The sequence below is a fragment of the Pseudomonas sp. S3E12 genome, assembly GCF_001702295.1.
Classification (GTDB): domain Bacteria; phylum Pseudomonadota; class Gammaproteobacteria; order Pseudomonadales; family Pseudomonadaceae; genus Aquipseudomonas; species Aquipseudomonas marginalis.
In genome coordinates this window covers 744,560-769,672 of sequence record NZ_MBDT01000005.1, presented here as the reverse complement: position 1 = coordinate 769,672, position 25,113 = coordinate 744,560, and the positions used below count along the sequence as shown (strand labels likewise).

At 62.4% G+C, this 25,113-nt stretch carries 20 protein-coding genes; 8 read left to right on the top strand and 12 right to left on the bottom strand.

Going from position 1 to position 25,113, the window contains the following annotated elements:
• The first annotated feature begins 3 nt into the window (after positions 1 to 3).
• Positions 4 to 1,059: an alkene reductase gene (locus tag BB029_RS08320; RefSeq protein ID WP_065938834.1), complete on the top strand. Its 1,056-nt coding sequence runs from the start codon at positions 4 to 6 to the stop codon at positions 1,057 to 1,059.
• Between the two features lie 306 nt (positions 1,060 to 1,365).
• Here the strand turns inward: BB029_RS08320 and BB029_RS08315 are convergent, their stop codons facing one another.
• Positions 1,366 to 1,998, bottom strand: coding sequence for a TetR family transcriptional regulator (locus BB029_RS08315; protein WP_027604391.1), 633 nt, complete (start codon positions 1,996 to 1,998; stop codon positions 1,366 to 1,368).
• Positions 1,999 to 2,283: 285 nt separating this feature from the next.
• Here BB029_RS08315 and BB029_RS08310 point away from each other — a divergent pair, with 285 nt between their 5' ends.
• The 7 genes from BB029_RS08310 (at position 2,284) to BB029_RS08280 (ending at position 13,938) form a co-directional block, all read left to right on the top strand.
• Positions 2,284 to 3,432 carry an efflux RND transporter periplasmic adaptor subunit gene (locus tag BB029_RS08310; protein WP_065938833.1) on the top strand — a complete coding sequence of 383 codons (1,149 nt, stop codon included), beginning with the start codon at positions 2,284 to 2,286 and terminating at the stop codon, positions 3,430 to 3,432.
• 3 nt (positions 3,433 to 3,435) lie between these two features.
• Positions 3,436 to 6,597: an efflux RND transporter permease subunit gene (locus BB029_RS08305; protein WP_065928270.1), complete on the top strand. Its 3,162-nt coding sequence runs from the start codon at positions 3,436 to 3,438 to the stop codon at positions 6,595 to 6,597.
• The gene (adeC, locus tag BB029_RS08300; protein ID WP_027604394.1) at positions 6,594 to 8,051 is read left to right on the top strand and encodes an AdeC/AdeK/OprM family multidrug efflux complex outer membrane factor; all 1,458 of its coding nucleotides are present in this window, start codon (positions 6,594 to 6,596) and stop codon (positions 8,049 to 8,051) included. Before BB029_RS08305 ends, adeC begins: the two co-directional genes overlap by 4 nt.
• A gap of 188 nt (positions 8,052 to 8,239) precedes the next feature.
• Positions 8,240 to 9,937, top strand: a complete 1,698-nt coding sequence (locus tag BB029_RS08295; RefSeq protein ID WP_065938832.1) for a molecular chaperone HscC — start codon at positions 8,240 to 8,242, stop codon at positions 9,935 to 9,937.
• Between the two features lie 10 nt (positions 9,938 to 9,947).
• Positions 9,948 to 11,561 (top strand): J domain-containing protein, encoded by a 1,614-nt coding sequence (locus BB029_RS08290; RefSeq protein ID WP_065938831.1) that lies wholly within the window; start codon positions 9,948 to 9,950, stop codon positions 11,559 to 11,561.
• Between the two features lie 142 nt (positions 11,562 to 11,703).
• Positions 11,704 to 12,954: an OprD family porin gene (locus BB029_RS08285; RefSeq protein ID WP_065938968.1), complete on the top strand. Its 1,251-nt coding sequence runs from the start codon at positions 11,704 to 11,706 to the stop codon at positions 12,952 to 12,954.
• Between the two features lie 84 nt (positions 12,955 to 13,038).
• A complete protein-coding gene (locus tag BB029_RS08280; RefSeq protein WP_065938830.1) occupies positions 13,039 to 13,938 on the top strand; it encodes a polysaccharide deacetylase family protein in 900 nt (299 codons plus the stop codon).
• On the opposite strand, the gene pcaC is transcribed toward BB029_RS08280, so the two are convergent.
• The 11 genes from pcaC to pcaR all read right to left on the bottom strand — a co-directional run bounded on the left by pcaC (position 13,939) and on the right by pcaR (position 24,814).
• The gene (pcaC, locus tag BB029_RS08275) at positions 13,939 to 14,331 is read right to left on the bottom strand and encodes a 4-carboxymuconolactone decarboxylase (protein ID WP_027604400.1); all 393 of its coding nucleotides are present in this window, start codon (positions 14,329 to 14,331) and stop codon (positions 13,939 to 13,941) included.
• A gap of 251 nt (positions 14,332 to 14,582) precedes the next feature.
• A complete protein-coding gene (gene pcaD / locus BB029_RS08270) occupies positions 14,583 to 15,374 on the bottom strand; it encodes a 3-oxoadipate enol-lactonase (protein WP_065938829.1) in 792 nt (263 codons plus the stop codon).
• A gap of 10 nt (positions 15,375 to 15,384) precedes the next feature.
• Entirely contained in the window at positions 15,385 to 16,749 is a 1,365-nt protein-coding gene (locus BB029_RS08265; protein WP_065938828.1) for a 3-carboxy-cis,cis-muconate cycloisomerase, read from the bottom strand.
• Between the two features lie 10 nt (positions 16,750 to 16,759).
• Complete coding sequence (locus tag BB029_RS08260; RefSeq protein WP_065938827.1) at positions 16,760 to 18,055, bottom strand: MFS family transporter; 1,296 nt, start codon at positions 18,053 to 18,055, stop codon at positions 16,760 to 16,762.
• 158 nt (positions 18,056 to 18,213) lie between these two features.
• Positions 18,214 to 18,780: a protocatechuate 3,4-dioxygenase subunit alpha gene (gene pcaG / locus BB029_RS08255; protein WP_027604404.1), complete on the bottom strand. Its 567-nt coding sequence runs from the start codon at positions 18,778 to 18,780 to the stop codon at positions 18,214 to 18,216.
• Position 18,781: 1 nt separating this feature from the next.
• Positions 18,782 to 19,486 (bottom strand): protocatechuate 3,4-dioxygenase subunit beta, encoded by a 705-nt coding sequence (gene pcaH, locus BB029_RS08250; RefSeq protein WP_027604405.1) that lies wholly within the window; start codon positions 19,484 to 19,486, stop codon positions 18,782 to 18,784.
• 17 nt (positions 19,487 to 19,503) lie between these two features.
• Positions 19,504 to 20,706, bottom strand: coding sequence for a 3-oxoadipyl-CoA thiolase (gene pcaF, locus BB029_RS08245; RefSeq protein WP_174556995.1), 1,203 nt, complete (start codon positions 20,704 to 20,706; stop codon positions 19,504 to 19,506).
• Complete coding sequence (locus BB029_RS08240) at positions 20,703 to 21,482, bottom strand: CoA-transferase subunit beta (RefSeq protein WP_027604407.1); 780 nt, start codon at positions 21,480 to 21,482, stop codon at positions 20,703 to 20,705. The genes pcaF and BB029_RS08240 overlap by 4 nt, the downstream gene beginning before the upstream one ends.
• On the bottom strand, positions 21,482 to 22,339 hold the full coding sequence (locus BB029_RS08235; RefSeq protein ID WP_027604408.1) for a CoA transferase subunit A: 858 nt from the start codon (positions 22,337 to 22,339) through the stop codon (positions 21,482 to 21,484). The genes BB029_RS08240 and BB029_RS08235 overlap by 1 nt, the downstream gene beginning before the upstream one ends.
• A gap of 146 nt (positions 22,340 to 22,485) precedes the next feature.
• Positions 22,486 to 23,826 (bottom strand): MFS transporter, encoded by a 1,341-nt coding sequence (locus BB029_RS08230; protein ID WP_065938825.1) that lies wholly within the window; start codon positions 23,824 to 23,826, stop codon positions 22,486 to 22,488.
• 145 nt (positions 23,827 to 23,971) lie between these two features.
• Positions 23,972 to 24,814, bottom strand: a complete 843-nt coding sequence (pcaR, locus tag BB029_RS08225; RefSeq protein ID WP_025855315.1) for a pca regulon transcriptional regulator PcaR — start codon at positions 24,812 to 24,814, stop codon at positions 23,972 to 23,974.
• Between the last annotated feature and the right edge of the window lie 299 nt (positions 24,815 to 25,113).

The following is a 25,113-nucleotide window of genomic DNA, read 5'->3' as shown; positions in this document are numbered from 1 at the left end:
CCCATGACGACTATTTTCGATCCGATCAAACTGGGCGACCTGGAACTGTCGAACCGCATCATCATGGCACCGCTGACCCGCTGCCGCGCCGATGCCGGCCGCGTACCCAACGCGCTGATGGCCGAGTACTACGTGCAACGTGCTTCCGCCGGGCTGATCCTCAGCGAAGCCACTTCGGTGACACCGCTGGGTGTCGGCTACCCGGACACGCCGGGCATCTGGTCCAACGACCAGGTGCGCGGCTGGGCCAATGTCACCAAGGCCGTGCATGGCGCAGGGGGCAAGATCTTCCTGCAACTGTGGCACGTGGGCCGCATTTCCCACGCGTCCTACCTGAACGGCGAAACCCCGGTGGCGCCGAGCGCGATCCAGGCTAAAGGTCATGTCAGCCTGGTGCGCCCATTGGCCGACTACCCGACACCGCGCGCCCTGGAAACCGCTGAAATCGTCGACATCGTCGACGCTTACCGCACCGGTGCCGAGAACGCCAAGGCCGCAGGCTTTGATGGCGTGGAGATCCACGGCGCAAACGGCTACCTGCTCGACCAGTTCCTGCAAAGCAGCACCAATAAGCGCACCGACAACTATGGTGGCTCCCTGGAAAACCGTGCACGCCTGCTGTTGGAAGTGACCGATGCGGCCATCGAGGTCTGGGGCCCTGGCCGTGTGGGTGTGCATTTGGCACCGCGCGCCGATGCCCACGACATGGGCGACGACAACCTGAAGGAGACCTTCACCTACGTCGCCAGCGAGCTGGGCAAGCGTGGTATCGCCTTCATCTGCTCCCGTGAAAAGGCAGGTGCGGACAGCCTCGGTCCTCAATTGAAAAAAGCCTTTGGCGGCGTGTACATCGCCAACGAACGTTTCACCAAGGACAGCGCCAATGCCTGGCTGGCCGAAGGCAAAGCGGACGCCGTGGCCTGGGGGGTGCCGTTCATTGCCAACCCGGACCTGCCAGCACGCCTGAAAGCCGATGCGCCGTTGAACGAAGCGCATCCGGAAACCTTCTACGGCCAGGGCCCGGTGGGCTACATCGATTACCCGACGCTGCCGCTGTAATCGCCCGAAACGCGAAACCAAATGAGGGAGGGGGCTTGCTCCCGATGGCGGTGCGTCAGTCACTGTATGTGTTGACTGAACCACGGCCATCGGGGGCAAGCCCCCTCCCACATTGTTGACACGATGTTGCCCTGGGAAACACTCCTTAACAGCCTTGCAACAAAATCCCTACAAAATACTTAGGCGGCTATGTATCAACCGCCCGCCAGCCCGTATATAAAGTCACCCCACCTATCAGGCAGAAGGACGATTGACGGTCCTTAGGCTTTACTGTTGACACAACCTGATGCAATTACGCATTTTGTCTCAATTGCGCAGGCTGGGGCTCAGGCGCAGCATATCGAGCCCTGCATCCACCCAGCGTTCGGCCTCCTGATGTAGCTGGAAGCTGTCGGGTACCAGCAGCCACTGGCCAATCAGCCCGTTGATGTAGGCATGGATGCACACTGCGCCACGGGTGGTGTCGAGGTTTTCCGGAAGTTGCCCGCGATGGACCGCGTTGCGCAGTGTCAGGCCGATGCGCAGGTTGCATTCCAGGCTGTGGGTCTGGCGCTGACGGCGCATGTCGCACATTTCATCGGTGAATTCGCACTTATGAAACAAAATCTCATTGATGCGCCGGGTTTTCGGGTCCAGGGCCACCTGATGAAACAAATGAATCAGCAGCTTGCGCATGCACCCCAACGGATCGACTTCGTCCTCGCTTTCACTGGCCCTGGCCAATTCGTCCAGTGGCTCATGCAGCGTGTCCAGCAGGGCCTGCAACAGATCGGATTTATTACTGAAGTGCCAATAAATAGCGCCCCGCGTGACGCCGGCCAGCGCAGCGATATCCGCCAGCGTCGTCCGTGCAACGCCGCGTTCATAAAAGGCTTGCTCGGCGGCTTCGAGAATTTGGCTGCGCGTTTCCTGAGCTTCCTCTTTAGTGCGACGAACCATGGCAGTACAACCTCAATCAGGACACATAAGACTATCGTTAACGCAGTGTTAATAGATGTTAACGATCATCCGAATATTTGTGGGACGACACCGTCATGGGCGCCGAACGTAATGGAATCGAGACTTTTGGCCTGCTTTGTCAACAATCCGCGAAGCCTGTCAAGAGTTTACAAACAACCATGAACGTAAGTATATTGCGTAGCAAGCTACTTATCCACTCACAGCTTGTTTTTTACCCTTCCACACTTCTTGTGCGCACCCTGCGCGCCTGACCCGAGGATCTTCATGCAACTTAAGCCAGCTGTTACCGCTCTGGTCACTGCCGTCGCCCTGGCATCGCTGCTCAGCGGATGTAAAAAGGAAGAAGCGGCTCCGCCCGCTCAAATCCCTCAGGTCGGCGTGGTCACCATTCAACCGCAAGCCTACACCCTGACGTCCGAGCTGCCCGGCCGCACCACCGCCTACCGCATCGCGGAAGTTCGCCCGCAGGTCAACGGCATCATCCTCAAGCGCCTGTTCAAGGAAGGCGCGGATGTGAAGGAAGGCCAGCAGCTCTATCAGATCGATCCGTCGGTCTATGACGCCACGCTGAAAAGCGCACAAGCCAGCCTGACCCAGACCAAGTCCATCTCCGACCGCTACAAGCAGTTGGTCGATGAGCAAGCCGTCAGCCGCCAGGAATACGACACCGCCGTGGCCAACCGCATGACCGCGGAAGCAAACGTGCAAACCGCCCAGATCAACGTGCGCTACACCAAAGTGTTCGCGCCGATCTCCGGGCGTATCGGTCGTTCTTCGGTGACTGAAGGCGCGCTGGTCAGCAATGGCCAGACCGATGCCATGGCGGTAATCCAGCAACTGGACCCGATCTACGTCGACGTCACGCAGTCTTCGGCTGAAATGCTGAAACTGCGCCGCGACCTGGAAAGCGGCCAACTGGAAAAAGCCGGCGCCAACGCCGCCAAGGTCAAGCTGACCCTGGAAGACGGCAGCGACTACGGCCATGACGGCAAGCTGGAATTCTCCGAAGTCTCGGTCGACCAGACCACCGGCTCCGTGACCCTGCGCGCCGTGTTCCCCAACCCTGACCACACCCTGCTGCCGGGCATGTTCGTCCACGCCCAGCTGCAAGCCGGCGTGAACAGCAAGGCGATCCTCGCGCCACAGCAAGGCGTGACCCGCGACCTCAAGGGCATCCCGACGGCGCTGGTGGTCAACGCCGACAACAAGGTCGAGCAGCGTGTGCTGGTGGCCAACCGCACCGCCGGCGCTTATTGGCTGGTGGAGAAAGGCCTGAACGCCGGTGACCGCGTGATCACCGAAGGCCTGCAGTACGTCAAGCCGGGTGTGGAGGTCAAGGTCAAGGAGGCTGACAACGCCAAGCCCGCCGGTTCCGCCGCTGCTCCTGCTGCCGCGCCTGGCCAGGGGGAGTAATCCATGTCGAAATTTTTTATCGACCGTCCCATTTTCGCCTGGGTAATTGCCCTGGTGATCATGCTGGTCGGGGCACTGTCGATCCTGAAGTTGCCCATCAACCAATACCCGGCCATCGCGCCAACCGCCATCGACATCCAGGTGACCTACCCAGGCGCGTCCGCACAAACCGTGCAGGACACCGTGGTGCAGGTCATCGAGCAGCAGCTCAACGGTATCGACAACCTGCGTTATGTGGCCTCGGACAGTAACTCCGACGGCAGCATGACCATCACCGCGACGTTCAACCAGGGTACCAACCCGGACATCGCCCAGGTTCAGGTACAGAACAAGCTGAACCTGGCGACCCCATTGCTGCCGCAGGAAGTGCAGCAACAGGGTATCCGCGTAACCAAGTCGGTAAAGAACTTCCTGATGGTGATCGGTCTGGTGTCGGAAGACGGCAGCATGACCAAGGATGACTTGTCCAACTACATCGTTTCCAACATCCAGGACCCGATTTCCCGGACCGCAGGTGTGGGTGACTTCCAGGTGTTCGGTTCGCAGTACGCCATGCGTATCTGGCTGGACCCGGCCAAGCTGAACAACTTCCAGCTCACGCCGGTGGATGTCAGCACGGCCATCTCGGCACAGAACGTCCAGGTGGCCACCGGTCAATTGGGCGGCCTGCCTGCCCTGCCCGGCAACCAGCTGAACGCCACCATCATCGGCAAGACCCGGCTGCAGACGGCGGAGCAGTTCGGCAATATCCTCATGAAGGTCAATGCCGACGGTTCCCAGGTTCGCCTGCGTGACGTGGCGCGTATCGAACTCGGCGGCCAGAACTACAGCATCAGCGCGCAGTTCAACGGCAACCCGGCTTCCGGCATGGCGATCAAACTCGCGTCGGGCGCCAACGCCCTGGACACCGCCAAGGCCATCCGTGCCACCGTGGCGTCCCTGGAACCGTTCTTCCCGCCTGGCATGAAGGCGGTGGTGCCGTATGACACCACCCCGGTCGTGACCGAATCGATCTCCGGTGTAGTGCACACCCTGATCGAAGCGATCGTGCTGGTGTTCCTGGTGATGTTCCTGTTCCTGCAGAACTTCCGCGCCACCATCATCACCACCATGACCGTACCGGTGGTATTGCTGGGTACCTTCGGGATCCTCGCGGCGTTCGGTTTCACCATCAACACATTGACCATGTTCGGCATGATCCTCGCCATCGGCCTGCTGGTGGACGACGCCATCGTCGTGGTGGAAAACGTCGAGCGGGTAATGGCCGAGGAGCACCTGTCGCCGAAAGAGGCGACAGTCAAGTCCATGGGCCAGATCCAGGGCGCCCTGGTGGGTATTGCCCTGGTACTGTCGGCGGTACTGTTGCCGATGGCGTTCTTCGGCGGCTCCACCGGTGTGATCTACAAACAGTTCTCCATCACCATCGTTTCGGCCATGGCGTTGTCGGTACTGGTTGCCCTGATCTTCACCCCGGCCCTGTGCGCCACCATGCTCAAGCCGATCGACCCGGAAAAACACGGCCAACCCAAGCGTGGTTTCTTCGGCTGGTTCAACCGCACCTTCGACCGTGGCGTACTGAGCTACGAGCGCGGCGTGGGTAACATGATCAAGCACAAGATCCCGGCGTTCCTGGTGTACGCCCTGATCATCGCCGGCATGATCTGGCTGTTCATGCGCATCCCGGCTGCGTTCCTGCCCGATGAAGACCAGGGTGTGATCTTTGCCCAGGTGCAGACCCCGGTAGGTTCGTCGGCTGAACGCACGCAAAAAGTCATCGACGACATGCGCGCCTACCTGCTTAATGACAAGGAAGGCGAGCCGGGCGAAGGCAAAGGCGTGAAATCGGTGTTTACCGTGAACGGCTTCAACTTCGCCGGTCGTGGCCAGAGTTCGGGCCTGGCCTTTGTGATGCTCAAGCCGTGGGATGAGCGCGACTCGTCCACCTCGGTGTTCGAGATTGCCAAGCGTGCCCAGGGTTACTTCATGCAGACCTTCCAGGACGCCATGGTGTTTGCCATTGTGCCGCCGTCTGTACTGGAACTCGGTAACGCCACCGGTTTCGACGTGTTCCTGCAAGACCAGGGCGGTGTCGGCCATGAAAAGCTGATGGCTGCGCGTAACCAGTTCCTGGGCATGGCTGCCCAGAGCAAGATCCTGGCCGGTGTGCGCCCCAACGGCGTGAACGATGAGCCGCAATACGAGCTCACCGTCGACGACGAGAAGGCCAGTGCCCAGGGCATCACGCTGTCCAACATCAACCAGACCCTGGCGATTGCCTTGGGTGGCAGCTACGTCAACGACTTCATCGACCGTGGTCGGGTGAAGAAAGTTTACGTGCAAGGTGAAGCCGCCAGCCGGATGTCCCCGGAAGACCTGAACAAATGGTACGTGCGCAGCGACTCCGGGAAGATGGTGCCGTTGTCGGCCATCGCCTCGGGCAAGTGGATCTACGGCTCGCCGAAGCTCTCGCGTTATAACGGTGTAGCGGCGATGGAAATCCTCGGTACCCCGGCACCGGGCTACAGTACCGGTGACGCCATGGCCGAAGTCGAACGCATCGCCAAGGAGCTGCCGGCGGGCGTGGGCTACGCCTGGACGGGCCTGTCGTATGAAGAACGCCTGTCCGGCTCCCAGGCGCCGGCACTGTATGCGCTGTCGCTGCTGGTGGTGTTCCTGTGCCTCGCGGCGCTGTACGAAAGCTGGTCGATCCCGATCGCAGTAATCCTGGTGGTTCCATTGGGCGTGGTGGGTGCGTTGATCGCCACCAGCATGCGCGGCTTGTCCAACGACGTGTTCTTCCAGGTGGGCTTGCTGGTGACGGTGGGCCTGGCAGCGAAGAACGCCATCCTGATCGTGGAGTTCGCCAAGGAACTCCACGAGCAAGGCAAAGGCATCGTCGAGGCGGCCATCGAAGCCTCGCGGATGCGCCTGCGGCCGATCATCATGACCTCCATGGCGTTCGTCCTTGGCGTGTTGCCGCTGGCGATCTCCTCGGGCGCCGGCTCAGGCAGCCAGCACGCAATCGGTACCGGTGTAATTGGCGGTATGATCACGGCCACGGTGCTGGCGATCTTCTGGGTACCCCTGTTCTTCGCGAGCGTGTCCGCCATGGGCGAACGTAACAAGACTGAACCTAAGCAAACTCCTCAAGAGGCTGGCCAATGAGCAAGTCGCTACTCTCCTTAGCCGTCACCGCATTCGTGCTCAGTGGCTGCTCGCTGATCCCTGACTACCAGCGCCCTGAAGCGCCGGTGGCAGCTCAGTTCCCACAGGGGCCGGCGTATTCGTCGGCCCAGGCGCCGGGCCAGGCCGCTGCAGAGCAGGGCTGGAAGCAGTTTTTCCATGACCCTGCCCTGCAACAGCTGATCCAGACCGCGCTGGTGAACAACCGTGACCTGCGTGTCGCGGCCCTGAACATCGACGCGTATGCGGCGCAGTACCAGATCCAGCGTGCCGACCTGTTCCCGGCCGTATCGGCCACGGGCAGCGGCAGCCGTTCGCGCACCCCGGCCAAGCTGTCGCAGACCGGCGAATCGACCATCACCAGCCAGTACTCGGCCGGCCTCGGGATCAGTTCTTATGAGCTGGACCTGTTCGGTCGTGTGCGCAGTCTGAGTGAAGAAGCGCTGCAAAAGTACTTCGCCACTGAAGAAGCACGGCGCAGCACCCAGATCAGCCTGGTGGCCAGCGTGGCGAATGCCTACCTGACCTGGCAGGCCGACAAGGAACTGCTCAAGCTGACCCAGGACACCCTCGGCGCGTACGAGCAGAGCTTCAAGCTGACCTCGCGCAGCAATGAAGTCGGCGTGGCTTCGGCCCTCGACCTCAGCCAGGCGCGCACCTCGGTGGAAAATGCCCGTGTGGCACTGGCACGCTACACCCGCCAGGTGGCCCAGGACGAAAACAACCTGACCCTGCTGCTGGGCACCGGCCTGCCGGCGAATATCGCCAGCAAGCCGCTGTCGGATGACCTGCTCAGCGACGTGCCGGCCGGCTTGCCCTCGGACTTGCTGCAACGTCGTCCCGACATCGTGCAGGCCGAGTACAACCTCAAGGCCGCCAACGCCAACATCGGTGCGGCCCGTGCAGCGTTCTTCCCGAGCATCAGCCTGACCGCCAGCGCCGGTACCGCCAGCCCTACCCTGGGCGGACTGTTCAAAGGCGGTTCGGGCACCTGGTCGTTCGCCCCGCAGATCAACATCCCGATCTTCAACGCCGGCAGCCTGCGCGCCAGCCTGGACTACTCGAAGATCCAGAAAGAGATCAACGTGGCGAACTACGAGAAGGCGATCCAGACCGGCTTCCAGGAAGTCTCCGACGGCCTCGCCGCGCGTGAGACCTACAAGCAGCAGCTGGAGGCCCAGCGTGGCTTCGTCGCGGCCAACCAGGATTACTACCGCCTGGCCGAGCGTCGCTACCGCATCGGTGTCGACAGCAACCTGACCTTCCTCGACGCCCAGCGCCAACTGTTCAGTGCCCAGCAATCGCTGATCACCGACCGCCTGGCGCAGCTGACCAGCGAGGTCAACCTGTACAAGGCCCTCGGCGGTGGCTGGAACGAGCAGACCGCGAAGAACGAGCCGTTGAAAGAAGAAGCACCGGCGTTGAAGTTGTTCTGATAGCGCCGTTGTAAACAAAACCGCTTGCCTTACTGGAAGCGGTTTTTTTATGCCCGGTCATCGGGGCCTTGCGATGGACGGAATGTTTTTGTGGCGAGCCACAAAGCGCTCCCGCCTTGCTTTGCGCTCAACCTTTCAGGGTAAAATCTGTCACAGATTCTTACAGACCACAGAGGGAGCTTGTCGTAATGATCGTAGGAATCGACCTGGGGACCACCAACAGTCTCGCAGCCGTCTGGCGCGGCGATGCCGCCGAAATGGTGCCCAATGCCCTGGGCCAGTTACTGACCCCCAGCGTGGTCGGGCTGGATGACCAAGGCCGTGTCCTGGTGGGCCAGGCCGCCAAGGAGCGCCTGCACACCCACCCGCACCTGACCACCTCGCTGTTCAAGCGCTACATGGGCAGCGCCACCGAGGTGCGCCTGGGCGACCGTTCGTTCCGCCCCGAAGAGCTCTCGGCGCTGGTGCTCAAGAGCCTCAAGGAGGACATCGAGCGCACCTACGGCCAAACCGTTACCGACGCAGTGATCAGCGTGCCCGCCTACTTCAGCGATGGCCAACGCAAGGCCACGCGCATCGCCGGTGAACTGGCCGGGCTCAGCGTTGAAAAACTGATCAACGAACCGACCGCCGCGGCCTTGGCCTACGGCCTGCACCAGCGGGATAAAGAAACCTCGTTCCTGGTCTTCGACCTTGGCGGCGGCACCTTTGACGTGTCGATCATCGAGCTGTTCGACGGCGTGATGGAAGTCCGCGCCAGCGCCGGCGACAACTTCCTCGGTGGCGAAGACTTCGACACCCTGTTGCTCGAACACTTTGTCGACAGCCAACGCAACGCCACGGGTTTCCCGCCCACCAGCACGGTGCTGCAAGCCCTGCGCCGCGAAGCCGAGCGCGTACGCAAAGCCCTGGGCCAGGACGACAGCGCCGAGTTCGCCCTGCGCGTCGACGGCCAGCAATGGACAAAAACCATCACCCAACAGGAACTGGCCAAGCTCTACACGCCGCTGCTGGAACGCCTGCGCACGCCGATCGAACGCGCCCTGCGCGATGCGCGAATTCGGGTCGGCGACCTGGATGAAATCCTGCTGGTGGGCGGCACCACGCGCATGCCGCTGGTACGTAAGCTTGCCGCAGGCCTGTTCGGGCGCTTTCCGTCCATCAGCCTCGACCCCGACCAGGTGGTCGCCCATGGTGCGGCGATCCAGGCCGCCCTCAAGGCCCGTTCCGCGGCCCTCGAAGAAGTGGTGCTGACCGATGTCTGCCCCTACACCCTGGGCATCGAAACCTCCAACCAGTACGGCGGCCATATCGAAAGCGGCCATTACCTGCCGTTGATCGAACGCAACAGCAGCGTGCCGGTCAGCCGGGTCAAAAGCGTGGTCACCCTGCACGATGACCAGAGCCACGTACTGCTGAAGATCTACCAGGGCGAAAGCCGCCTGGTCAAAGACAACATCGAGCTGGGCCAACTGGATATTCCCGTGCCCAAGCGCAAGGCCGGTGAAGTCTCCCTGGACGTGCGTTTCACCTACGACAACAACGGCCTGCTGGAAGCTCAGGTGAATATCCCGCTGACCGGCGAGCAGCATTCACTGGTGATCGAGAATAACCCCGGCGTGCTCAACCCGCAGGAGATCCAGCAACGCCTGCAAGCCCTGGCGCAATTGAAGGTCCACCCCCGCGACCAGCAGGTCAATACCGTGCTCGTCGCCCGCCTCGAACGGCTCTACCAGGAAAACCTCGGCGAGCTGCGCGAACAGCTCGGCCATTGGGCGGCGCAGTTCCAGCAGGTACTCGACACCCAGGACGAACGCCGCATCCGCGAAGCGCGCAGCGAACTGAGCCGTCAACTTGAGCAACTCGACAACGGGTTCTGGCGCTGAGGGCACACCGATGGATTGCTGGACCGTACTGCAACTGCCGGATGACGCCGACGAGCGCAGCATCAAGCGCAGCTATGCACGGCTGCTGAAAAGCTGCCGCCCGGACGACGACGCCCAAGGCTTCCAGCACCTGCGCGAGGCCTATGAACACGCGCTGAATGAAGCACGCTGGCGAGCGGATAACGAAGAGGAAGAACCCGTCCAGGCGCCCGTGGCCGAAGCGGTCTACGCCAACCTGAATGACCTGGCCGAACTGCTGGACATCAGCCCCGTCAGCCCTGCGCCCTTCGACGCCCCCACACCGGACCCGGCCCAGGCCCTGCTCGACGGCCTCAACGCGGGTAACCTCGATGAACGCTGGGCCCAGGCTCGGCAACAGGGTTGCACCGAAGCGTTCCAGGCCGGCCTGTTGCGCCATTGTTTCGAAGCACCGGGCGAACGCAGCGCCATCGCCGCTTGGGCCGCGCAACACCTGGAATGGCTGACCCCCTGGCAGCAGGTGGCGATGACGTCCTGGCAATACGAAGCACTGACCGGCGAACTGCTGCAAGACTACCGCCGCACCCTGCAGGAACTGCTGGAGCAAAAGGCCGAGCGCGAGTTCATCACCCAGCTCACTCAATACAACAACCAGCCCTGGCTGCGGGTGTTTGACCTGCAACAGCAGTGGCAGCGCATCGTCCTGCACCTGCTGCATGACACCCAGTGGAGCGTGCCGCTGTTCGAGCGGGTGTGCCAGGCCTTCGGCTGGGACGACCAGAAAGGCGTGTACCCGGAACCGGCGTGGATGTGGCGCGAACTGGTGTCCCGTTGCGAGCAGGAAAGTTTCTACGCCAACCTGCAGGACAAGGCCCAGGACACGCGGCGCACATCAGCCGATGCCCTGGCCGCGCGCCTGCTGCTGACGCCGATGTCCGCCACGCAACACAAACGCCTGACCGATGGGTTTGGCGAGAACGAGTGGAACGCCTGCCAGCACCTGGCGCAAACACTGACCTGGCGCTATCCGCAACTGGTCGAGCGCCTGCCTCAAACAGACCTGTTCTTTTGGCGCAAATTCGTGCCCCGGCCGATCTACACCCAGGTGTTTATCCGGCTATGGGCCGTCTTCGCTTTGGGGCTTGGCCTGAGCATCGCCCACGATAAGCCAGACAGAATGGACGGGATGTCGCTGGTCATTTTCATGCTGATGGCGTTCGTGCCGGCGGCGGTTGGCTTTCGCGTCACCCAAGTGTGGGCCGGGATGAGTTCAACCTATCGGGTGCTGGATGTGTGGCTGAGCCAGTACCTGATCCCCAAGCGAATCAACCCCAACGACTACTGGCTGGTGATTCGCCACGGCGTACCGCAGGCGATCATGCTGGTGGCCTGCGGCTTGATGCTCGGTGTACTGGGTGCGGTGACCTATGCCGGTGCGCTGCTGATCAACCTGCTGCACAAAAAACGCATCGGTCATATGAGCCAGAAGTTCGCCGAAGGCTACCCCTGGCTGAACGGCCTGCACTGGGCCTTCTGGAGCCCTCTGCAAGGGGTGTTCCTGGTGGTGATGGTGGTGCTGATCATTGCCGCCCAGCATTATTTGCCGGCGGTGCCCTGGACCCACTTCGACCTGCCCAAACGATAACCCGCCAATGCCGGGCCTCAGCGCCCGGCAACTTGCGTTCGATCATCGCCCACAACCCGCCCTGCCCCGATTGAACCGCCCCTGCACCGCCCCGCACCATGGCCGCCACCTGCATAAACCCAATAACAACAGGTCCACCACCATGAGCACTTTTCACCCGCGCCGGCTCCTGCTGGCCACCGCTATCGCCAGTCTTGCCCTGCCCGTCGTCGCCGAAGAACACGGTTTTCTGGAGGACGCCAGCGCCAACCTCAACCTGCGTAATTTCTTCTTCAACCGCAATTTCACCAACCCCACCAAAACCCAGGGTGGCGCGCAGGAGTGGACACAGAGTTTCATCCTCGACGCCAAGTCCGGCTTTACCCAAGGCACCGTCGGTTTCGGTGTGGATGTGCTGGGGCTGTACTCGTTGAAGCTCGATGGCGGGCGCGGTACCGGCGGCACCCAGTTGTTGCCGCTGGACCATGATGGCCGCCCTGCGGATGAGTTCGGGCGTCTCGGTGTGGCGTTCAAGGCGCGTATTTCCAAGACCGAAGTGAAGGTCGGCGAATGGATGCCGGTGCTGCCGATCCTGCGTGCCGACGATGGCCGCTCCCTGCCACAAACCCTGCGCGGCGGGCAGATCACCTCGAAGGAAATCGATGGCCTGACCCTGTACGGCGGCCAGTTCCGCGCCAACAGCCCGCGCGACGACAGCAGCATGTCGGACATGTCGATGGTCGGCAAAACCGCGTTCACCTCGGACCGCTTCAACTTCCAGGGCGGCGAGTACGCCTTCAATGACAAACGCACCCAGATCGGACTGTGGAACGCCCAGCTCAAGGACATCTACAGCCAGCAGTTCGTCAACCTGATCCACAGCCAGCCCCTGGGCGACTGGACCCTGGGCGCCAACCTCGGGTTCTTCTATGGCAAGGACGACGGCAGCGCCCGCGCCGGCGACCTGGACAACAAAACCTGGTCCGGTCTGTTCTCGGCCAAGTATGGCGGCAACACCTTTTACGTCGGCCTGCAAAAACTCACCGGCAACAGCGCGTGGATGCGCGTCAACGGCACCAGCGGCGGCACCCTGGCCAACGACAGCTACAACTCGAGTTACGACAACGCCGAGGAAAAATCCTGGCAAGTGCGCCACGACTACAACTTCGCCGCCCTCGGCGTACCGGGCCTGACCCTGATGAACCGCTATATCAGCGGCAGCAACGTGCACACCGGCACCATCACCGATGGCAAGGAATGGGGTCGCGAAAGCGAATTGGGTTATACCGTGCAAAGCGGCGTGGTGAAGAACCTCACGGTGCGCTGGCGCAATTCGAGCATGCGCCGCGACTACAGCAACAACGAGTTCGATGAAAACCGGTTGATCGTCAGTTACCCGATAAGTCTGCTGTAATCCGGCGCGGCACTTACTGTATCGTGCGCGCCTGCCGCTGCTGATCCGCCCAGCAGCGGCCTCTTATCCGAGCCTGCGCACACCATGAAATCCTTTGCCATCGCATCCGCCGTGCTTGCCCTGGCCTTGAGCCTCAGCGGCTGTATCGGCGCGCCCATCGCCCTGACCGCGCAGACCGAGCAACGCCTGCAAGCCCAGGCGCCGATCCGTTTTTTGCTGACCTTCGATGACGGCCCCAGCGCCTCGGGCTACAACAACCCCAGCCGTTCAGTGCTCGCCGACCTGGCGCACAACCCGGTGCTGCCGGGGATCAAGGCGGTGTTCTTCCTACAGACCGAATCGTCGCGTTCCGGCGGCAGCTCGCGGGGTCGCAAGACGATGGCGCGTGAATACGCCGGCGGGCATGTGCTGGCTTTTCACACTGCCACGACCTTTCATACCAACCACCGCTGGCTGAATGATGCCGAGCTGGAACGCACCCTCACCCAAGGTGCGGCGGATATCGCCTCGATCACCGGCGCGCCGCCCGTGCTGGTCCGCCCGCCGTTCTGGAACTACGACCGACGCACCTTCGCCGCCTACCAGCGCCACGGCATGCAGGTCCTGCTGACTGACCTGAGCGCCAATGACGGCAAGATCTGGGGCTTCAATGGCAGCCCAAGGCGCCGCGCCAACCTGTATCGACAACTGTCCGTGGTGCGCGAGCGCATCGCATTGGGGGAGTTACCGACGGTGGACGGCGTGATACCGGTGGTGGTGACCTTCCACGATATCAACCGCTATACCGCGCGGCATATGCAGGAATACCTGCAGATCCTGCTGGACAGCGCACGAGTCAATGGCATGAAGACCGCAGCCGAACCGTTCTACACCGATACGGCCGCCCTGCAACGCGCGGCATTGGCGCGTACGGTCAAAAACGTGAATGAAGCAGTGCATCTGCCGGGCGTGTGGAATTGGGTGTGGGACGCCGACTCCCACTGATCACTCACGCGACTCGACACCCAGCTCATCCCATACAGACTCCGCCAGGTGAAACGTGGCATTCGCCGCCGGGATCCCGCAATAGATCGCACTCTGCATCAGCACTTCCTTGATCTCGGCACGGGTTACGCCGTTGCTGGCGGCGGCGCGCAGGTGCAGCTTGAGTTCTTCGCTGCGGTTCATGCCGATCAGCATGGCAATGGTGATCAGGCTGCGGGTGTGGCGAGGCAGCCCGGGGCGGGTCCAGATGTCACCCCAGGCGTGGCGGGTGATCATGTCCTGGAACTCGCTGTTGAACTCGGTCAAGGCATTGAGGCTGCGGTCGACATGGGCATCGCCCAGCACTTCGCGGCGCACCTGCAGGCCGTCGGCATAACGTTGTTTCTCGTCCACAAAAAACTCCTGGTTCAATAAAACTTCAACTCGATGACCTGTGGCGAGCGGGCTCCTGTGGTGAGCGGGCTTGCCCCGCGCTGGGGCGCGAAGCGGCCCCAAATCAGGCGCCACGGTCTGTCTGAAATAATTCGGCGTCCGTATTGGGGCTGCTTCGCAGCCCAGCGCGGGGCAAGCCCGCTCACCACAAGAAGCGCGCTCGCCACAGGAAGCCCACTTGCCACAACGAGCCAGTTGCCACAACAGCGGCCTCAGCGGGCCAGCAGGAATTTGATAACCCGGTCACTGAATGCAGCGCCAGCCTGTACGTTGGACAGGTGCGCGGCGTAGAACTCGGCGTACTCGGCGCCCTGCACATGGTGCTGGATAAAGTGACCACCGGCCGGTGGCGTGACGGCGTCTTCAGTGCCGGCAATCACCAGGGTGCGAGCCTTAATCTTCGGCAACTGCTCACGGAAATCCGCATCACGCACGGCGGCGCAGTTGGCCGCGTAACCTGGGGGCGAAGTCGCGGCAAGCATGTCGGTGATCTGCTTGGCCTGGTGCGGGTTGGCTGCCGCAAAATCGGCGGTGAACCAGCGCGCAATCGACGCATCGCGCAAGGCCACCATGGCCGCCGCGCCATCCCGCTGGACCATCTCGATCCGTGGGTTCCAGATCTCCGGCGTGCCGATTTTGGCGGCGGTGTTGCACACCACCAGGCGCTGCAGGCGCTCACCGGCATTAATCCCCAGCCATTGACCGATCAAGCCGCCCATGGACAGCCCGCAAAAATGCGCACGCTGAATATCCAGCGCATCCAGCAGTGCGATCACGTCGTGGCCCAACTGCTGGATGCTGTACGGTCCCTCGGTCACCAGGGATTTGCCGTGGCCACGGGTGTCGAAACGCAACACCCGGAAATGCTCGGTCAACGCCGGGATCTGGATGTCCCACATATGCAGGTCGGTACCCAGCGAGTTGGACAGCACCAGCACCGGTGCGTCCACGGGGCCATCGAGTTGGTAATGCAGTTCGCCCTCGGCGAGTTGTACGAAAGCCACAGCGTTCTCCTTAGGCGTTCAATGCAAAGTGTTCGGTGACAGCGCGAGTGACCCAGGTGGGCGCCTGGCCCAGGTAGTGGGCCGGGTCGAGCAGGCGGTCCAACTCAGGGGCGGACAACTCGGCGGTGACCTGCGGTTCGTCCGCCAGCACCGCGCGCAAGTGGCGCCCTTCTGCGACGGCGCGTTTGCAGCATTGCTCCAGCAGGTGGTGCGCGGTTTCCCGGCCCAGGCGTTGAGCCAGCACGATGCTGACGGCTTCGGCCAGCACCAGGCCTTGGGTCAGGTCGAGGTTGTGGGCCATGCGTCCGGGGTCGACTTCCAACCCTTCGCTCACCAGCAGCGCTTGTTTCAAGGCCCCGGACACCAGGCGGCAAATCTCCGGCAAGGTTTCCCATTCGGCGTGCCACAGGCCCAGGCTGCGTTCATGTTCCTGGGGCATGGCGCTGAACATCGTCGCCACCAGGCCGGGCACGCGCGTGGCGGTGCTGATCAGCACAGCGGCGCCCACCGGGTTGCGTTTGTGCGGCATGGTCGACGAACCGCCCTTGCCGGGCGCCGACGGCTCGAACACTTCGGCCGCTTCGGTTTGCATCAGCAGGCTGATATCGCGGCCCAGTTTGCCGAGGCTGCCGGCGATCAGGCCCAGGACGCAGGCGAACTCCACCAGACGATCCCGTTGGGTGTGCCAGGGTTGTTCAGGCAAGCTCAGTTGCAACTCCGCCGCCAGCGCCTCGGCCACCGGCATGGCGTGTTCACCGAGTGCCGCCAACGTCCCGGACGCGCCGCCGAATTGCAGCACCAGCAAACGCGGTTGCAGTTCTTTCAAACGTTGGCGACTGCGCGTCACCGCGCCCAGCCAACCGGCAATCTTCATCCCCAGGGTGACCGGCGTCGCGTGCTGTAACCAGGTACGCCCGGCCAACGGCGTCGTCGCATAACGCTGGGCCTGGGCGGCCAGCACGTCGCCCAGACGCGCCAGGTCCCTTTCGATCAACCCCAGGGCCCGGCGCAGTTGCAGCACCAGCCCGGTGTCCATCACGTCCTGGCTGGTCGCGCCCAGGTGCACATAACGTTCGGCCCCGGCATCCCCGCTGGCAATCAACTTGCCCAGCGCCTTCACCAGCGGAATCGCCGAATTCCCCGCCGTGGCAATCGCCACGCCGAGGGCATCCACGTCGTACAGCGACGCCAGGCACGCCTGGGCAATCGGCGCCACGGCGGCCTGGGGGATCAACCCGACCCGGGCCTGCGCCCGGGCGAGCGCGGCTTCGAAATCGAGCATGCCCTGCAAGCGTCCCTGGTCGCAGAACACCTCGGCCATGCTGTCAGCGGTGAAGTAAGCGTCGAACAGTTGATTGCTCGTGCGCAGTGTCATAACTCATCCCTTACAAATCGTGATGCAGGTACGCCGCCTGTTTCGGCAGGCGCAAGCTGAACAGGAAGGCCACCGCCATCATGCCGGTGACATACCAATAGAAGGTGTTTTCCATACCCATGGATTTGAGGCCCAGGGCCACGTATTCCGCCGAACCGCCAAAGATCGCGTTGGCCACCGCATAGGCCAGGCCCACGCCCAGGGCGCGCACTTGTGGCGGGAACATTTCCGCCTTCACCAGGCCGCTGATCGAGGTGTAGAAGCTGACAATCGCCAAGGCCAGGGTGATCAGCACAAACGCCAGGAACGGACTGCTGACGGTTTTCAAGCTGAGCAGGATCGGCACCGTGCACAGTGTGCCCAACGCGCCGAACCACAGCATCGAGTTACGCCGGCCGATCTTGTCGGCCAGCATGCCGAACAGCGGCTGCATGCACATGTACAGGAACAGCGCGCCGGTCATGATGTAGCTGGCGGTCTTGGCGTGCATCCCGGCGGTGTTCACCAGGTACTTCTGCATGTAGGTGGTAAAGGTGTAGAAAATCAGCGAACCGCCTGCGGTGTAGCCGAGCACGGTGATGAATGCCGCCTTATGGTCACGGAACAGCGCGGCGATACTGCCGGCGTCCTTGTCCTCGCGGGTTTCCTTGCTGGTGGTTTCCTTGAGGGTGCGACGCAGCAGCAGGGAAATCACCGCCGCAATCGCACCGATCACGAACGGAATCCGCCAGCCCCAGGCCCGCAGTTCTTCCTCAGTGAGGATCTGTTGCAGGATCACCACCACCAGCACCGCCAACAGTTGGCCACCGATCAGGGTCACGTACTGGAACGAGGCGAAAAACCCACGCTGGCCCTTGAGCGCGACTTCACTCATGTAGGTCGCAGTGGTGCCATATTCGCCCCCCACCGACAGGCCCTGGAACAGCCGCGCCACCAGCAGCAGGGCCGGGGCCCAGGCGCCGATGTCTTTGTAGGTGGGCAAAAAGGCGATGACCAGGGAACCGGCGCACATCATCAGCACCGAGATCATCATCGAATTCTTGCGCCCGTGCTTATCGGCGACCCGGCCGAACAGCCAGCCGCCGATGGGGCGCATCAGGAAGCCGGCGGCGAACACGCCAGCGGTGTTGAGCAGTTGGACCGTGGGGTCATCCGACGGGAAAAACGCCGGGGCGAAGTAGATGGCGCAGAAGGCATAGACGTAGAAGTCGAACCATTCGACCAGGTTGCCGGAGGAGGCACCGACAATCGCAAAGATCCGTTTGCTGCGCTCTTCTCCGGTGTAGTGACTGGTGGTTGTTGTCATGGTTTTTCACTCAGTGGGAACGGTTATAGCCTAGACATACTTTGCAACAACCATGTTCCGCAAGCAGACTTTTGAGTAGGCGGTGCCTGAACCGGCCCCCTCCCACATCAAAAAAATGTGGGAGGGGGCTTGCCCCCGATGGGGCCCTGACAAGCGACTCAATAATCGAAGAACACCGTTTCCTTATCTGTGCCCTGCAAAATCACATTCCACTGATGCACACCCGCCGCGTCCGGCTTGGCAATCAAGGTGCCGCGCCGCTCGGCAGGCACACAGGCCAGCAACGGGTCGTCCCCGTTCAACGCCTCGCCCTCGAAATAAATCCGCGTCAGCAGGTGTTTCACCAGCCCACGGGCAAACACCAGCACCACCAGGTGCGGCGCCTGGGTCGTGCCTTGCAGGCCCGGCACGCTGCCCGGCTTGATCGTGGTAAAGCGGAAGCGCCCTTCGGCATCCACCGGCACCCGGCCAAAGCCTTCGAAGTTCGGGTCCAGCGCCTTGTCCTGCTCATCTTCAGGGTGGTCGTACTTGCCGGCGGCATTGGCCTGCCAGACTTCGAGCATGGCGTCGTTGACAACATCACCGTTGCCGTCCACCACTTGCCCGCTGATCGCCACGCGCTCGCCGAGGGTGGCGGCGACGGTCAAATCCTCGCGGTTCAGCCAGGTCAGGCCGATGTGGTAGTACGGCCCGACGGTGTGGGACGTGGTCGCGTTGAGTGTCATCTCATTTCTCCATCGGCGTGGCGTCGCGGCCGCGCAGGACGATGTCCCAGCGGTAGCCGAGGGCATAGGAAGGGATGGTCTTTTCCAGGTCGAAACGGGCGATCAGGCGTTCCTTGGCGCTGGTATCCGGCACACAGTTGTAGATCGGGTCGTATTCCAGCAGCGGGTCGCCAGGGAAATACATCTGCGTCACCAGGCGTGTCAGTACGCTCGGGCCGAACAGCGAAAAATGGATATGCGCCGGGCGCCACGCGTTGTGGTGGTTGCCCCATGGGTAGGCCCCAGGCTTGATGGTCTGGAACTGGTACCAGCCATCGGCGTCGGTGACGGTGCGCCCGGTGCCGGTGAAGTTCGGGTCCAGCGGCGCATCGTGGAGGTCACGCTTGTGGTTGTAGCGACCGGCGGCGTTGGCCTGCCAGATCTCCACGAGGATGCCCGGCACCGGCAGGCCGTTTTCATCCAGCACGCGGCCATGAATGATGATGCGTTCGCCCAACGGCTCGCCGTCGTGTTGGGCGGTGAGGTCGTTGTCCTTCTCGCTGACTCGCTCGGCACCGATGGTCGGGCCGGTGATTTCCGACAAGGAATGGGGCAGGAACACCAACGGCTGGGACGGCGAACGCAGGTTCGTCGACTGGTAGGCCGGGTGCAGGTAATCAGGCTGAGTGCCCGCTTGCGGGCGCCGGTAACCGGGCTTGTCACTCATGGAGCTGTCCTCTCTTATTAGATGCGTTCGATCGCCAGGGCCAGGCCTTGGCCGACGCCCACGCACATGGTCGCCAGGCCTTTACGGCCGCCGGTTTTTTCCAACTGATGCAGGGCCGTCAATACCAGCCGTGCACCGCTCATGCCCAAGGGGTGGCCCAGTGCGATGGCGCCACCGTTCGGGTTGACCTGGGGTGCATCGTCGGCGATGCCCAGTTCACGCAGCACCGCCAGGCCTTGGCTGGCGAAGGCTTCGTTGAGTTCGATCACATCGAAGTCAGTCACGGCCAGGCCCAGGCGTTCCACCAGCTTGCGCACCGCCGGCACCGGGCCGATGCCCATCACCCGTGGCGCAACACCGGCACTGGCCATGCCCAGCACGCGGGCGCGGGCAGTCAGGCCGTGTTTTTTCACCGCTTCGGCAGACGCCAGGATCAGCGCGGCCGCACCGTCGTTCACCCCCGAGGCATTGCCCGCAGTGACGGTCTTGTCCGGGCCGTTGACCGGTTTGAGTTTGGCCAGGGCTTCAAGGGTGGTGTCCCTGGGGTGCTCATCGTGCTCCACCACGGTTTCGCCTTTTTTCTGGGCGACCCGTACCGGTACGATTTCTTCAGCGAAGAACCCGGCAGCCTGGGCGGCGGCGGTGCGTTGCTGGCTGCGCAGGGCAAAGGCGTCCTGGTCGGCGCGGGAGACCTGGTAGTCGTCGGCGACGTTATCGGCGGTCTGCGGCATGGCGTCCACGCCGTACTGGGCCTTCATCAACGGGTTGATAAAACGCCAGCCGATGGTGGTGTCTTCCAGCTTCATGTTGCGCGAAAACGCCGCATCCGCCTTGCCCATCACGAACGGCGCACGGGACATCGACTCGACGCCACCGGCAATCGCCAGCTCCATTTCGCCGCTGGCGATGGCGCGAAACGCGGTGCCGATCGCATCCATGCCCGAGGCGCACAAACGGTTGAGGGTGACGCCGGGAATACTTTCCGGCAGGCCGGCCAGCAGCAACGCCATGCGGGCGACGTTGCGGTTGTCTTCACCGGCCTGGTTGGCGCAGCCGAGGAACACCTCGTCGACGGCCGTCCAGTCTACCGAGGGGTTGCGCTCGATCAGTGCCTTGATCGGCACGGCCGCCAGGTCATCGGCGCGCACACTGGACAGGCCACCGCCAAAGCGGCCGATGGGGGTGCGAATCGCATCGCAGATAAAGACCTCGCGCATCAGGCTTCTCCCGGGGCTTGGCCATGGGCGGCGGCCGTGCGTGCTTCGAGGTCACGCAGGGCGGTCAGTTCCACCTCGGTCGGTTCGGCGGTGGTGCTGACCTGCTCGGCAAATCGAATCGCCCAACCGGTGGCGGCCACGACTTGCTCGCGGGTCACGCCCGGATGGAGGGCGGTGACCACGAACTCATGGGTGCCCTCTTCCGGCTCCATGATGCACAGGTCGGTAATGATTCCGACAGGACCGGCACCCGGCAAACCCAGGCGTTTGCGCGAATCCCCACCTTCGCCGTGGCCGACCGAAGTGATGAAGTCCAGCTTGTCGACAAACGAACGGGACGACTGCTTGAGGATGATCAATACGCTCTTGGCCGAACCGGCGATTTCCGGCGCGCCACCGGCGCCCGGCAGGCGCACCTTGGGTTGGTGATAATCACCGACCACGGTGGTGTTGATGTTGCCGAAGCGGTCAACTTGCGCGGCACCGAGGAAGCCCACATCGATACGCCCACCCTGCAGCCAGTAGCGAAAAATCTCGCCGGTCGGCACCACGGTGTCGGCGGTTTCCGCCAGCTCGCCATCACCGATCGACAGTGGCAATACGCTGGGCTTGGCGCCAATCGGCCCGGACTCGTAGATCAGCACCACATCCGGCGACGAAGTCAGGCGTGCCAGGTTGGCGGCCTTGGACGGCAGGCCGATGCCCACAAAGCATACGGAGCCGTTCTTGAGGCGACGCGCGGCGGCGACGGTCATCATTTCATTGGTCGAGTAAGCCATTACTTGGCCTCCTGCTGCGTGGTCAGCTTGGCCTGGAATTCACTGAAGTCTGCAGTGCCGTGGATGTATTCATCCATCCAGGCGGTAAAGGTCCCACGGTCGCGAGCGATTGGGTCCCACGCCTGGTAGAAGCGGTTGTCACGCTCGTTGTAGCCGTGGGCGTAGGACGGATGTGCACCACCGGGTACATGGCACACCGCAGTCAGGGCCCAGGTCGGCAGCACGCAGCTGTTCATCGGCGCGTTCAGGTCATCGACGATTTCTTCCACGGTGACGATGCAGCGCTTGGCCGCCAGAGCCGCTTCCTTCTGCACCCCAAGAATGCCCCAGAGCAACACGTTGCCCTTGCGATCAGCCTTTTGCGCGTGGATCACGGTGACGTCCGGACGCACCGACGGTACCGCTGCCAGCACTTCACCGGTAAACGGGCACGTCACGCTCTTGATCAGCGGGTTGACCTTGGGCAAGTCGGAACCCGCGTAGGCGCGCAGCACCGCGAACGGCAGGCCCGATGCGCCGGCGACGTAGGCATTGGCCAGGTCGGCGTGGCTGTGTTCTTCGATTTCCAACGGTTGCGGCCATTGCTTCTCGACCGCGTCACGCAGGCGATGCAGGGAACCTACACCCGGGTTTCCGCCCCAGGAAAAAATCAACTTGCGCGCACACCCGGCCCCGATCAACTGGTCGTAGATCAGGTCAGGCGTCATACGCACCAGCGTCAGGTCTTTCTTGCCCTGACGAATGATTTCATGACCCGCTGCCGTTGGGATCAGATGGGTGAAGCCTTCCAGTGCGACAGTGTCGCCGTCGTTCACGAATTGCTTCACCGCGTCGCGCAGCGCAAGAATTTCAGCCATGGGGTTGGGCTCCCGGTGTGGATCGAAAAGGCGCTGAGGTGGCGCCGAAGTGCTTGAAGATTAAGCCGGGGAAATCGGCCAAACAATCCGATAATCGACTCAGCGTTCGATTATCGAACGGATTGTTGGCAGGCTATCGATTGATCTCAGGTCGCATCCGCATGGCTGACCATGCCTTTGATCACCACGGCTGCCGTGGCCAAAGCGGCCGGAATCACCAAGGCGGTGAGCACCTGCTCGAAGTTCCAGCCCAGGCCGAGCAAGGTGGCGCCCATCCATGCGCCGAGGATCGCGCCGAAACGGCCGATGCCGAGCATCCACGACACGCCGGTGGCACGGCCTTGGGTCGGGTAGAAGCGTGCGGCCAGGGATGGCATCGCCGATTGCGCACCGTTGACGCACATCCCGGCGACCAGCACCAAGGTGGCCAATAGGGTGATATTGCCCAGGCTCTGCCCCACCGCGTAGGCAAACACCCCGGCCAGCAGGTAGAAGGTGCCGATGACCTTGTGGGGATTGAACCGGTCCATCGCCCATCCCACGCCGACGGCGCTCAATACGCCACCAAACTGGAACAACGCGCCGATAAACGCAGCCTGCTCCATGCTGGCGCCACTGTCGCGCATCAGGGTCGGCAGCCAGCTGGTCAGCAGGTACACGATCACCAGGCCCATGAAGTAAGTCAGCCACAGCAACAAGGTGCCGGCGCTGTAGGTGCCCGAGAAAATCACCGCGAACACATTGCGCGCCTTGACGGTTTTTTGTTCGGGCACGCTGAAGGCGGTGGCCTGGGCAACAATAGAGGGTTCGATGGGCGACAGCGTTTTGCGCACCTTGTCGGTGCCTCGGTTGCGCACCACCAGGAAACGCGCCGACTCCGGCAGCCACAGCATCAGCACCACCACCAGGATCAACGGCAGGATGCCGCCGATCATCAACAAGGCGTGCCAGCCGAACGCCGGGATCAGCTTGGCCGAGATAAACCCGCCACCGGCCATGCCCAGGTTGAAACCACAGAACATGCTGGTCACTAATAGCGACTTGTGGCGCTCAGGGGTGTATTCGGAGAGCAAGGTCGTCGCGTTCGGCATGCCGGCACCCAGGCCCAGCCCGGTGAGAAAACGCAGCACCAGCAATTGATCCACGTTGCTGCTGTAGGCCGAGGCCAGGCTGAAGGCGCCAAACACCAGCACCGCGCCCACCAGCACAACCTTGCGCCCGAAACGGTCAGCCAGCGGTCCGGAACCCAGGGCGCCGAACACCATGCCGATCAACGCAGCGCTCATCACCGGGCCAAGACTGGCGCGGTCAATGCCCCAGTCCTGGGACAGCGCGGGCGCGATAAAGCCCATGGCGGCGGTGTCGAGGCCATCGAGGAAAACGATGAGGAAACACAGGATCACCACGCGCCACTGGTAACGGGACAGTGGCTGGGTGTTGATGAAGGACTGGACGTCCAGGGTCGTGCCGACAGAAGGTTGATTCATTATTCTTATTCCACACCGATGGCGGGCCAACGGCCTGGGGCCGTCATTATTATTGGGGCGCCCTCAAGAGCGCTGCCGCACAGTAATAAGCCGGGGGAAACATCGTCAATTGATCAAGCGGGGATCTGTGCGGTCACCGAACACCTTAGGCAAACAGCTGCGCACTCAACTCACGGCTGGCACTGAGCATGCTCGGCAGGAAACGCTGCTCCAGTTCGCTGCGGCTGACCCGCCCAGCGTGAGTACTGACATTGAGCGCCGCCAGCACCTGGCCGGACGCGTCATACACCGGCACGGCGATGGAGCGCAGGCCCTGTTCCAGTTCCTGGTCGACAATGCACCAGCCCTGCTGCCGCACTTGTTGCAGGCATTCGAACAAGGCCTCGGGGGTGGTCAGGGTGCGGCTGGTCTTGGTTTGCAGGTCGGCATGGTCGAGGTAGTCCTGCAGCGAGGCGTCATCCAATGCCGCGAGCAGGATGCGGCCCATGGAGGTGCAATAGGCCGGCAACCGTCCGCCCACCGACAGGTCCACGGAAATCAGGCGCTGGGTGGTGGCCGAACGGGCGATGTAGAGGATGTCGTCGCCTTCGAGGGTGGCCATGTTGCAGGCTTCGTGCAGTTGCTCGCTCATGCGGTCCAGGTAAGGCTGGGCCGATACCGCCAATGGCGTGGAGGACAGGTAGGCATGCCCCAGGGTCAGGACTTTGGGCAGCAATGAATAGGTGCGCCCATCGGTGGTGGCGTAGCCGAGCTTGATCAGGGTATGCAGGCAGCGGCGTACGGCGGCGCGGGGGATTTCGGTGCGGTGACTGATCTGGGCGATGGTCAGGTGGCGCTTGCGCTCCTGGAACGCCTGCACCACGGCCAGGCCGCGAGCCAGGGAGGTCATGAAATCCGGATCACCGGTAAACGCCTGGATACGCTTGGCCGGCGAAGCAACGATCGGCGGCGCCACTGACGCGAAAGAGTTGCGCAATTGATCGTTCATGCCAGGTTCCTTTCTCTTATTGTCAACCGCAGGGGATTGGGCTGCTATTACAAGCCGGGCCGGCCGTAGCGCACAAGGCACGCCCCGTAACATTGGGCGATTATCGGACAATCATGCGATTATCGCAATTCAGCACCGCACCTGGCAGATGTCCCAATCTCGCCATCCGATAATGTTAAGCCGGTCATTTAATAACGGTATCCCTTGTTGTATTTATGACGCCAGTTTTTCAGCAAATACCGACGCGTCCGCGTAACAAAACACTCACATAAAGTTGACGCTTTTTAACTTTATGCCGA

Coding starts and splice junctions, on each gene's coding strand:
- BB029_RS08320 (WP_065938834.1), top strand. CDS start 4: ATGACGACTATTTTCGATCCGATCAAACTGGGCGACCTGGAACTGTCG.
- BB029_RS08315 (WP_027604391.1), bottom strand. CDS start 1,998: ATGGTTCGTCGCACTAAAGAGGAAGCTCAGGAAACGCGCAGCCAAATT.
- BB029_RS08310 (WP_065938833.1), top strand. CDS start 2,284: ATGCAACTTAAGCCAGCTGTTACCGCTCTGGTCACTGCCGTCGCCCTG.
- BB029_RS08305 (WP_065928270.1), top strand. CDS start 3,436: ATGTCGAAATTTTTTATCGACCGTCCCATTTTCGCCTGGGTAATTGCC.
- adeC (WP_027604394.1), top strand. CDS start 6,594: ATGAGCAAGTCGCTACTCTCCTTAGCCGTCACCGCATTCGTGCTCAGT.
- BB029_RS08295 (WP_065938832.1), top strand. CDS start 8,240: ATGATCGTAGGAATCGACCTGGGGACCACCAACAGTCTCGCAGCCGTC.
- BB029_RS08290 (WP_065938831.1), top strand. CDS start 9,948: ATGGATTGCTGGACCGTACTGCAACTGCCGGATGACGCCGACGAGCGC.
- BB029_RS08285 (WP_065938968.1), top strand. CDS start 11,704: ATGAGCACTTTTCACCCGCGCCGGCTCCTGCTGGCCACCGCTATCGCC.
- BB029_RS08280 (WP_065938830.1), top strand. CDS start 13,039: ATGAAATCCTTTGCCATCGCATCCGCCGTGCTTGCCCTGGCCTTGAGC.
- BB029_RS08265 (WP_065938828.1), bottom strand. CDS start 16,749: ATGACACTGCGCACGAGCAATCAACTGTTCGACGCTTACTTCACCGCT.
- BB029_RS08260 (WP_065938827.1), bottom strand. CDS start 18,055: ATGACAACAACCACCAGTCACTACACCGGAGAAGAGCGCAGCAAACGG.
- pcaG (WP_027604404.1), bottom strand. CDS start 18,780: ATGACACTCAACGCGACCACGTCCCACACCGTCGGGCCGTACTACCAC.
- pcaH (WP_027604405.1), bottom strand. CDS start 19,486: ATGAGTGACAAGCCCGGTTACCGGCGCCCGCAAGCGGGCACTCAGCCT.
- BB029_RS08240 (WP_027604407.1), bottom strand. CDS start 21,482: ATGGCTTACTCGACCAATGAAATGATGACCGTCGCCGCCGCGCGTCGC.
- BB029_RS08235 (WP_027604408.1), bottom strand. CDS start 22,339: ATGGCTGAAATTCTTGCGCTGCGCGACGCGGTGAAGCAATTCGTGAAC.
- BB029_RS08230 (WP_065938825.1), bottom strand. CDS start 23,826: ATGAATCAACCTTCTGTCGGCACGACCCTGGACGTCCAGTCCTTCATC.
- pcaR (WP_025855315.1), bottom strand. CDS start 24,814: ATGAACGATCAATTGCGCAACTCTTTCGCGTCAGTGGCGCCGCCGATC.